We start from the raw sequence: 10,631 nt of genomic DNA, 5'->3' as shown, positions 1-10,631 counted from the left end.
TTAAACTTCGTAATGAATTACGTATGTTCACTCAAGAGACTTGGTATTCATTTTTCGTCTTGCGACGTTAAGAATCCGTATCTTCGAGTGCCCACACAGATTGTCTGATAAATTGTTAAAGAGCAGTTGCGACGCGCTTTAGCGCTCTGTCGCGAGGTCCCGTATATTACGTTTTCCTCATTCAGAGTCAAGCATTTATTTTTGCTTTTCTCTACGAGATTCTCAGTGGAACCCCGCTGACCCGGCGGCGTGTAATCCGTTGTTCCGTGTCAGTGGAGGCGCATTATAGGGAGTTATTTCAGGCTGACAAGGGGAAATTTAAAATAATTTTCCGAGTGCGTACTTTTTCACCAAAACAGACTAAATCGCCAGTTTTTCGAGCGTTTTGAAGCCATAGCGCTGCAACACTGGCAATAATTGTTCAGCCTCTGTTGTCATTGCCATGCAGAATGCCACATTCTCATCGGCTGATTTTGCATCTGGCGCTTCGTGTTCCAATAGCCAGGCCGTTCGACGCGCAATCGCTGCACCGGAATCCACCAGTCGCGTCCCTTCCGGGAGGACTTGCAATAACTCTTCCTGTAATAGAGGGAAATGGGTGCATCCAAGGACCACCGTATCAGGGGGTTCCGACATCCGCAGCCACGGTCGCAGAATACGACGCAGCTCTTCCAGCGAGACGGGTTCTCCGTGCAGCTTCGCTTCTGCCAGTTCCACCAGCTCAGCGGATCCCAACATCGCTATCTGACACTCGTTAGCAAAGCGCGCAATCAATTCGTGTGTGTACGAGCGTTTCACCGTCGCGCGCGTCGCCAGTAGCCCGACAATACCATTCGCCGTGAGCCGCGCCGCGGGTTTAATCGCAGGCACCACACCGACAACCGGAAAAGCGAACTTTTCACGTAATGCCGGGAGTGACACCGTGCTGGCGGTATTGCATGCGATAACCGCAAGTGCGAGGGGATAGCGTTGCTGAACTGCCGTCACAATCTCAACAACACGCTCAACGATAAACTCTTCGCTTTTCTCACCATAAGGAAAAGCGACGTTATCGAAAGCATATATATAGTGGAGATCCGGCAGGAGATTCCGGATCTCATTGTAGACCGACAACCCACCGACGCCGGAATCAAACACCAGCACGGTAGGACGTGAATCAGAAGGTGTAGCTGCCAGACAAGGTGTATTCCCGTCCTGCAGTTGGGTAGCCATAAACTGTCTCGTAATCTTTATCGAACAGGTTGGCGATTTTACCACGAACTGTCAGCTGTGAGGTGATCGGATATGACACTGCCAGATCCCACAAACTCACACCACCCAATTTTACCGGTTGATAAGTAACGTAGTCCGTATCGTATCGCGTCCCCAGATATTGATATGTCAGGCCCCAGTCAAAATCATAGACCTGCCAGTCGAGTTGGTATTTCACCTGCTGTTTAGAACGACGAGCCAGTGGCTCGTTGGTAATCGCATTACGCGAATCTACGTAGTCGTAGCTAAGCGTATGCGCCAACGGCCCGGTGTCGAAGTTTGCAGTCGCTTCGATACCTTTAATACGCGCTTTGCCTTCGTTGTAGTACTTCTGAGTGTGAGTGTTGTAGTCGATCATGTCATCGATATCGTTGCGATACCCTGACACGCGCCAGTTAACACCTGATGTTAACCCTTCAAACGCCCCTTCCCACTGCTTACTCTCTTCGGGATCAAGATTTGCATTGCCGTAATAGCCATGCAACTGCCCCAGATTTGGCGCTTTGTAAGATGTGCCATAGGAGGCAATGAAACGATAGCCTTCGATAAACTCCCATCCAGCACTGGTTTGCCATGTACCATGGCGACCAAACTCGGAGTTATCATCACTACGTGCCGCACCTTCGAAGGTGAAGTCACCAAGCTGCTGCAATCCCGTCAAATAGAGGCCAGTATTACGTTGGTCGTAACCGTCCGTAACATACCCAGTGCCAGGCTCCGTGGTTTGCTTTTGCCAGTCCACGCCTGCACCAATGTTACCGTGGCCAACAACTATGCTGTTTGACCACTGAACATTATATTGCTTCATATCATCCAGCGTGGCCGAGGAATCATAGCGGCCATAGTTCGGATCATAGTTGTAGTCTTTACTGTGGCTGTAGCTCGAAACCAGTTGTGACTGAATAAGCTCGCCATTAAAACGTAACCCAGCGTCCCAGCTCTGGCTATAAAGCTGTCGGGTATCAAGTAGTGCAGAGCCAGGAGAATAATACGAGTCATAATCTGTGCGGTTATCATAACCATAACCACGAACGAACCCGCTCCATGTCTCGGAGAAGTTGTGCTCCAGTGCGCCATACAGCGTCTTGCTTAAGAAACCGTCTTTATCCGGTTGAGCCTGTGCACCAGTGCTACCGTAGGCCACGACATCGAAGCCTTTGGTGTAGGCATAATCGCCCATCAACGTGACACGCGTATTTTCGCCAAGCTGTTGCTGGGTTGAGATATCGTAATTCTGATACCCATTGCTTCCCACGCCGGCGGTCAGTTCCGTCCCTGGTTTTTCGCGCGTAGTAATGATATTCACCACACCGCCAATCGCATCCGAACCATATATAGCGGAACGCGGCCCGCGGATATACTCAATACGTTGCACCAGCGATACCGGGAACTGGCTAAGATCGGCCGAGCCGCTAACTCCCGCTAAATTAAGACGCACACCATCTATCAACACCAGAACATGGCTGGCGTTAGTGCCGCGAATAAAAATAGACGAGTTTTGCCCCATACCGCCGCTTTGCGCGATATCAACACCAGGCAAACGACGCAGTACATCGTTTACCGAGGTAGATTGCCAGCGATCAATGTCCTGACGTGTAACGACGGTGATGGGTGCAAGTACTGCGCTTAGGGGCTGCTGAAAACGGTTGGCAGTGACGACGAGAGTATCTGGGCTAGCATCCTGCGCCCAACCAGAAGATGCCGCGACGGAAAGCGCCGTCAACAGCAACGATTTTTTAATCATTGTAAAGCATCCACAATATAAGAAGGATGCCGCAGGTCCACCGATAGTACGCGATAGTGAAAACCAGATGCGACGTTAGCCGGCAGGTCTTCGGGCTTGGAAGGTTATTCAGGATACCGAATAAAAAGAAATGAAGACTTCCCACCCACAGGCAGTGTCTGCTTTACGCTCTCATTTCACCTTTCCTTACCGCTGCGCGTCAGCTCCAGATTCACACTGGATTCCCTTTTAACTCACAGGACCGGAAAACGGATGCTACAGTTTGTTACAACCTACTGTCCAGACCGGATATCACAATATCGGAAATCATCAATAACTGGACATCTGATGAGCAATCCCTACAATCCCCGCGTACTTTTATTTTTCAGGACGCATCATGACCCCCGAACACCTTCCGACAGAACAGTACGACGCACAGTTAGCTGAAAAAGTGGTGCGTCTGCAGAGCTTAATGACGCCATTTTATGCACAGGCTCCGGAAGTGTTCCGCTCACCGGTTAGCCATTACCGTATGCGTGCCGAGTTCCGTCTGTGGCATGACGGGGATGACCTGTACCACATCATGTTCGACAGCCAAACGAAAAAACGTATTCGCGTCGACAGCTTTCCGGCGGCCAGCGAGCTTATCAATACGCTGATGGCGGCAATGATTGAAGGTGTACGCAACAACCACATCCTGCGTCACAAACTGTTCCAGATTGATTACCTCACCACCCTGAGCGGTCAGGCGGTGATATCCATGCTGTACCATAAAAAACTGGATAATGAGTGGCGCCAGGAAGCCGAAGTGCTGCGGGATGCGCTGCGGGCGCAAAACCTGAATGTGCACCTGATCGGCCGGGCGACCAAAACTAAAATCGAGTTGGATCAGGATTATATCGACGAACGTTTACCGGTCGCGGGCAAAGAGATTATCTACCGCCAGGTTGAGAACAGTTTCACGCAACCGAATGCTGCAATGAACATTCAGATGCTGGAATGGGCGATTGATGTCACCAAAGATTCAAAGGGCGATCTGCTGGAGCTGTACTGCGGTAATGGCAACTTTTCATTAGCGCTGGCACAGAACTTCAACCGCGTACTGGCCACCGAAATCGCCAAGCCGTCCGTTGCTGCAGCCCAGTACAACATCGCAGCTAACCATATTGATAATGTACAAATTATCCGTATGGCAGCCGAAGAGTTTACGCAGGCAATGAACGGTGTTCGCGAATTCAACCGGTTGCAGGGGATTGATCTGAAGAGTTATCAGTGCGAGACCATTTTCGTTGACCCACCGCGCAGCGGTCTGGACAGCGAAACGGAGAAAATGGTGCAGGCGTATCCGCGTATTCTGTACATCTCCTGCAACCCGGAGACACTGTGTCAGAACCTGGAAACATTAAGCCAGACGCACAATGTTTCACGTCTGGCTCTGTTCGATCAGTTCCCGTATACGCACCATATGGAGTGCGGCGTACTGTTAACGAAGAAGTAAGACTGAACGGAGGCCGGATAAGCACTTCCGGTTCAGATTGCCGGATGGCGGCTTTGCCTTATCCGGCCTACAGCTATAACGGTTACTCCGCGATTTCCTGCTTACGGTTACGCACTTTAAAGCCGATCCAGAACACCAGAATCACCGACAGTACCGCCGGGAAGAAGTTAGAGCCAATGTCCGGATATTCAGCACGTACAACGGTGCTGTACAGCAGAACACCGAGAATAAAACAGGCTGCAGCCAGGCCCGGTAACCCCACAGGCATGGTGCGATTCTGGTAACGTTGATGCAGACAGTAAACCGTCAACACCAGCGAAATAATCGGGAATACGGAGAATTGCACAATGGAGCTAAACAGCGCCGCGAATGTGCCATTAATCGATAAGCCGGCAACCAGCGCCAGCAGCAGCGTACCTTTATCTTGACCTGACTGTTTCATTGCTCGTCCTTCTCGTTACTCGGAGTGGTGCGTCATCTTCTCTTGTTCACGGCGGTACCAGTAAAATGCGCCTTTTGCGATCATGCGCAGTTGCAATACCAGCCGCTCTTCCAGTTGCCGACGCTGTTCAGCGCCAACATCCAGTGCTTCTGCCCCGGCACTGAACACAATCGTTACCATGGCTTCGGCTTGCGCTTCAGTAAACGCGCGAGGCATATGGTTTTCGAGTTCAAGATAGTCCGCAAGTTCCGCAATGAAGTGCTGAATTTCACGCGCAACCGCTGCACGAAACGCTGCGGAGGTGCCCGAACGCTCGCGCAATAATAAACGGAAGGCGTTGGGATTGTTGCCGATGAACTCCATAAATGTTGAGACCGAGGTACGGATCACACTACCGCCTTTGGCGATACGCTGACGAGCCTGACGCATCAACTGGCGCAGCATCAGACCGCTCTCATCCACCATCGTCAGGCCGAGCTCATCCACATCGCGGAAATGGCGATAAAACGAGGTTGGCGCAATGCCCGCTTCACGAGCAACTTCTCGTAAACTTAGGCTGGCAAAACTACGCTCAGCGCTGAGTTGACTAAATGCGGCTTCTACCAGCGAACGCCGGGTTTTCTCTTTTTGTTGCGCTCTAACGCCCATCACGATGTCTGAATCCTTCCACATACCTTGCTGGCACTATACCAGAGATTAGGCGGTTGGCATGGCTTTGTGAATGATTGTTTACGCGCAGTTTGTGCTTCGACTTCGCAAAAAAGCACAACGATAATTGGGTTATCTCAACAACGATGTTACTATTCTGTTGCTTTTATGTATAAGAACAGGTAAGCCTGACCATGTCACATTCCTACGATTACGATGCAATAGTAATAGGTTCCGGTCCCGGCGGCGAAGGCGCTGCGATGGGTCTGGTTAAGCAAGGAGCGCGCGTCGCGGTTATTGAGCGCTATCATAACGTCGGCGGAGGCTGTACCCATTGGGGCACCATCCCGTCGAAAGCGCTCCGCCACGCAGTCAGCCGTATTATCGAATTCAATCAGAACCCACTTTACAGCGACCATTCCCGACTTCTTCGTTCTTCTTTCGCCGATATTCTCAACCATGCTGATAACGTAATTAATCAGCAAACGCGTATGCGGCAAGGTTTTTACGAGCGCAACCACTGTGAAATTCTGCAGGGAAATGCCCGTTTCGTCGACGAACACACCCTTGCTCTGGAATGTCACGACGGTACAGTGGAAACACTCACCGCAGATAAGTTTGTTATTGCCTGTGGCTCGCGCCCTTATCATCCAACTGACGTCGATTTTTCGCACCCACGCGTTTACGACAGCGATTCTATCCTCAGCCTGCATCACGAACCTCGCCATGTTCTGATTTATGGCGCAGGCGTGATTGGCTGCGAATATGCGTCGATCTTCCGAGGGATGGACGTAAAAGTTGATTTAATCAACACCCGCGATCGTCTGCTGGCATTCCTCGATCAAGAGATGTCCGATTCGCTCTCATACCACTTCTGGAACAGCGGCGTGGTCATTCGCCACAACGAAGAATATGAGCGGATTGAAGGCTGTGATGACGGCGTCATCATGCACCTGAAATCCGGTAAAAAGCTGAAAGCAGACTGTCTGCTGTACGCCAATGGTCGTACCGGTAATACCGATTCGCTGGCACTGGAAAATATTGGTCTGAAAACGGACAGTCGCGGGCAGCTAAAAGTGAATAGCATGTATCAGACCGCACTGCCGCATGTGTATGCCGTTGGCGATGTGATCGGTTACCCAAGCCTGGCATCTGCAGCCTACGATCAGGGACGTATCGCCGCTCAGGCACTGGTCAAAGGCGAAGCCACCGCACATCTGATCGAAGATATTCCCACCGGGATTTATACCATTCCTGAAATCAGCTCCGTCGGTAAAACCGAACAGCAGCTAACGGCAATGAAAGTCCCATACGAAGTCGGTCGCGCCCAGTTTAAGCATCTGGCGCGAGCGCAAATCGTCGGAATGAGTGTCGGAACGCTGAAAATTTTGTTCCATCGCGAGACCAAAGAGATTTTGGGGATCCATTGCTTTGGGGAACGCGCAGCCGAAATTATTCATATCGGTCAGGCGATCATGGAGCAAAAAGGTGGTGGTAACACCATCGAGTACTTCGTTAACACCACCTTTAACTACCCAACCATGGCAGAAGCCTATCGGGTAGCCGCGCTAAACGGCTTAAACCGCCTGTTTTAACGCTTTGTCGAAATGGCCATCCATTGCCCCACGGATGGCCTCTGCCAGCTGTTCATAACGGCTGCGTAACGGCGATCCCGGACGATAGACGAGACCAATAGTACGGCGCGGTTCCGGCTTAATGCACGGCAGATAGACCACACCATCACGCTTACGCTCTGGCGGAACGGCCAGTGCAGGCAGCAAAGTAATGCCACTACCTGCCGCAACCATATTGCGCAGCGTTTCCAGACTGGTTGCCCGGAAATGGGTGTCTTCATCGGCACCTGCTTCAAAGCAGAAGCCCATCGCCTGATCACGCAGACAGTGCCCATCTTCCAGCATTAACAGTTTTTCACCTGCCAAATCTGACATCGGCACACAGTCGCGGTTTGCCCATGGGTGATCTTCATAGATCGCCAGCATCATAGGCTCATCAAACAGTGGCACTTCAATGAACGCCTCACTTTCCTTGACCAACGCCAGGATCACGCAGTCGAGCTTACCGCTATCCAGTTGCGCCAGCAGTTGATGCGTCTGCGCTTCATGCAGATACATTTCCAGTTTCGGGAAGGTCTGGTGCAACATAGGGATAATATGCGGCAACAGGTATGGCCCCACCGTTGGGATCAAACCAATGTGCAGCGGGCCAGACATTGTCTCGCCTTGTTGGCTTGCCATTTCCTTGAGCACTTTGACCTCGCGCAGCACGGTACGCGCCTGATCCACCAGCAGTAAACCTGCCTGAGTGAACAGCACTTTACGACTCGTACGCTCCAGCAGCATAACACCAAGCTCATCTTCCAGTTTGCGGATTTGCCCGCTAAGCGTTGGCTGGCTGACGTGGCAGGAATCCGCCGCTCGCCGGAAGTGACGATGCTCGGCTAGCGCCACCAGGTATTCAAGATCACGAATATTCATTATTCATCCTCCATCGCCACGATAGTTCATGGCGATAGGTAGCATAGCAACGAACGATTATCCCTATCAAGCTTTCTGTTTAATAATGCACCACAGAAACGGAACGGTACCCTTTAACCCTTGAAGCACCTGTCCGTTCTCATACTCGAAATAACTAAAGCCAACGTGAACTTTTGCGGACCTCTGGTCCGCATTTTTTTTGCATAAAAAAGCCCGGCTTAATGCCAGGCTCTGATAACTTTTTACCTGATGGCGCTACGCTTATCAGGCAGAACGGCGCACAGTGCCGGATGGCGGCTTCGCCTTATCCGGCCTACAGACGTGCCTTCGCATAGTCGATTGCCTGCGCAACCTGCTGCGGTGATACGCCACCTTTCGCTGCACGTTTGTCCAGACAGGATTGCAGGGAAAGTATCGGATAGACATCATCGCCAATGACGCTGCTGAACTTTTGCAAGTCGGCCAGCGACAATGCTTCCAGCGGTTTACCCTGACGAATCGCCTCAACCACCGTCTCACCTACGATATGGTGTGCTTCGCGGAACGGAACACCTTTGGCAACCAGATAATCCGCCAATTCAGTGGCGTTGGCATAACCCTGCTGCGCCGCTTCCTGACAACGAGGACGTTTCACCTGAATGCCGTCCAGCACCAGTGCGGCCATGTGTAAACAGTCCAGCCAGGTATCGAGTGCATCGAACAGGCCTTCTTTGTCTTCCTGCATATCTTTGTTATACGCCAGCGGCAGACCTTTCAGTGTCATCATCATACCGGTCAGCGCACCTTGTACACGGCCACATTTGCCACGGATCAGCTCTAATGCATCCGGGTTTTTCTTCTGTGGCATCAGGGATGAACCTGAGGTCACACGATCGGATAACTCCACAAAGCCTGCTTCGCCAGTGTTAAAGAAAATCAGATCTTCAGCAAAGCGCGACAGATGCACCATGCCGATAGAGGCATCAGAGAGCAACTCCAGGACATGGTCACGATCAGAAACGCTGTCCAGGCTGTTGCGGGTTGCCGAGGAAAAGCCCAACCAGCCAGCCAGTTGCTCACGATCGATTTCGTAGGCGGTACCCGCCAGTGCACCACAGCCTAACGGGCTAACGTCCAGACGCTTAAGCGCATCCTGCAGACGGCTCTCATCACGCGCCAGCATTTCGACATATGCCAGACACCAGTGCGCAAACGTCACCGGCTGTGCACGCTGCAAGTGGGTGTAACCCGGCATAACCGCGTCCTGATTATTTTGCGCGGTGTCGACTAACGCGCTTTGCAACTGACGATTCGCAGACAACAGTTCTATGACCGTGTCTTTGCACCACAGTTTAAGGTCAGTTGCGACCTGGTCATTACGGCTACGCCCGGTGTGCAGTTTTTTACCTAACTGCCCGACTTTATCAATCAGCTTGCCTTCCACCCAGCTGTGAATATCTTCCGCATCACTTTGCAGGATCTGCTGCGGGTCCAGGCGTACCTCTTCCAGCAGATTATTCAGCGCGTCTTCCAGCTGTAGTTGTTCATCTGCAGTCAGTACGCCGACGGTTACCAGCGCTTTGGACCAGGCCACAGAGCCGACAATATCCTGCTCTGCCAGGCGGTAGTCAAAACGCAACGAGTCGTTGAACTGTTTGAACCGCTGATCTGCTGCCTGTGTAAAACGCCCACCCCAAAGTGCCATAACGAATTTCCTTAATATGATATTTTTGCCCGATGGCGCTGCGCTTACCGGGCCTACAAAACCCATGTCGGCCGGATAAGGCGAAGCCGCCATCCGGCACATTAATAGTTAAGCCAGAATACGCGTACCAATCGGCGTGCCGTTAAACAGCGCCGGGAGTTGCTCAGCATGACGCCAGGAAGCGATATCTACCGGGCGGCCCAGCGTACGCGCAGCATCCAGCGCCGCATTGACCTTCACGATCATGCCATCGGTAATAATGCCCTGCTCAATCAACTGTTCCGCTTTCGTCGCGGTCATTTCGGCAATACGCTGGCCTTTACCATCCAGAATACCGCTCACATCGGAGAGCAGGATCAGATCAGCCCCCAGCGTTGCCGCCAGCGCCGTCGCCGCCTGATCGGCATTGACATTCATCAACAGCCCATCCTCAGTAACGCCAATGGAACTCACTACCGGCAGAAAGCCCCCTTCCAGCAGCGTGTTAATCAGCTTAGGCGAACCCGGCTGCGCCAGTCCAACGTGACCTAACTCTTTATCGAGTGGCGTCACTTTTACACTGTCGCCATCGCCAAGATACAGACCCACAGAGGCAATTTGATGTTTTTTCGCCCAGGCCAGTAAGGTTTTATTCGCGGTCCCCGCCAGCGCCCCGGTGATGATGTCGATTTGATCGGCTGGCGTAACACGCAGACCATTTTTCTTTTTCACCGGCAGATTAAGTTGTTTCATCAGTTCGTCGACCACGCAGCCACCACCGTGCACAATGACCAGCGGACGCTGATGCGACTCGCGATAATTTACCAGCGCGGTAAACAGACGCTCCAGCGCCTCTTCGCTATCCAGTAACACGCCGCCCAGCTTGATAATTAATGGATTCATCATTGCAC

General features: G+C 51.9%; 9 protein-coding genes and 1 riboswitch. Of the genes, 2 read left to right on the top strand and 7 right to left on the bottom strand.

Annotated elements, in window-relative coordinates; genetic code table 11:
• Positions 1-360 precede the first annotated feature (360 nt).
• Both murI and btuB read right to left on the bottom strand, forming a co-directional pair.
• Entirely contained in the window at positions 361-1,212 is an 852-nt protein-coding gene (murI, locus tag NNN64_RS17520; protein ID WP_137381510.1) for a glutamate racemase, read from the bottom strand.
• Positions 1,157-2,995, bottom strand: a complete 1,839-nt coding sequence (gene btuB / locus NNN64_RS17515; protein ID WP_202037221.1) for a TonB-dependent vitamin B12 receptor BtuB — start codon at positions 2,993-2,995, stop codon at positions 1,157-1,159. Before btuB ends, murI begins: the two co-directional genes overlap by 56 nt.
• Positions 2,996-3,059: 64 nt before the next feature.
• Positions 3,060-3,256, bottom strand: a riboswitch (cobalamin riboswitch).
• A gap of 115 nt (positions 3,257-3,371) precedes the next feature.
• Between btuB and trmA the strand changes: the two genes are divergently transcribed.
• Positions 3,372-4,472, top strand: coding sequence for a tRNA (uridine(54)-C5)-methyltransferase TrmA (trmA, locus tag NNN64_RS17510; protein WP_271442194.1), 1,101 nt, complete (start codon positions 3,372-3,374; stop codon positions 4,470-4,472).
• An 82-nt stretch (positions 4,473-4,554) separates the two neighbouring features.
• Here trmA and NNN64_RS17505 read toward each other — a convergent pair whose 3' ends face one another.
• Positions 4,555-4,914 carry a YijD family membrane protein gene (locus NNN64_RS17505; RefSeq protein ID WP_271442193.1) on the bottom strand — a complete coding sequence of 120 codons (360 nt, stop codon included), beginning with the start codon at positions 4,912-4,914 and terminating at the stop codon, positions 4,555-4,557.
• Positions 4,915-4,929: 15 nt separating this feature from the next.
• Positions 4,930-5,565, bottom strand: coding sequence for an HTH-type transcriptional repressor FabR (gene fabR, locus NNN64_RS17500; RefSeq protein WP_003028862.1), 636 nt, complete (start codon positions 5,563-5,565; stop codon positions 4,930-4,932).
• Between the two features lie 191 nt (positions 5,566-5,756).
• Between fabR and sthA the strand changes: the two genes are divergently transcribed.
• Complete coding sequence (sthA, locus tag NNN64_RS17495; RefSeq protein ID WP_202037223.1) at positions 5,757-7,157, top strand: Si-specific NAD(P)(+) transhydrogenase; 1,401 nt, start codon at positions 5,757-5,759, stop codon at positions 7,155-7,157.
• Here the strand turns inward: sthA and oxyR are convergent.
• From oxyR to argB, 3 genes are all read right to left on the bottom strand, one after another.
• Positions 7,140-8,057 (bottom strand): DNA-binding transcriptional regulator OxyR, encoded by a 918-nt coding sequence (oxyR, locus tag NNN64_RS17490; protein WP_137381485.1) that lies wholly within the window; start codon positions 8,055-8,057, stop codon positions 7,140-7,142. The two genes, sthA and oxyR, sit on opposite strands and share 18 nt — an antisense overlap.
• 313 nt (positions 8,058-8,370) lie before the next feature.
• On the bottom strand, positions 8,371-9,741 hold the full coding sequence (argH, locus tag NNN64_RS17485) for an argininosuccinate lyase (protein WP_271442192.1): 1,371 nt from the start codon (positions 9,739-9,741) through the stop codon (positions 8,371-8,373).
• Positions 9,742-9,849: 108 nt separating this feature from the next.
• Positions 9,850-10,626 (bottom strand): acetylglutamate kinase, encoded by a 777-nt coding sequence (gene argB / locus NNN64_RS17480; RefSeq protein WP_137378532.1) that lies wholly within the window; start codon positions 10,624-10,626, stop codon positions 9,850-9,852.
• Positions 10,627-10,631 lie beyond the last annotated feature (5 nt).

The sequence above is a fragment of the Citrobacter sp. Igbk 14 genome (assembly GCF_028069825.1).
Taxonomy (GTDB): domain Bacteria; phylum Pseudomonadota; class Gammaproteobacteria; order Enterobacterales; family Enterobacteriaceae; genus Citrobacter.
Note: the sequence above shows the minus strand (reverse complement) of the source record. Positions and strands in the feature narration are given on the sequence as shown.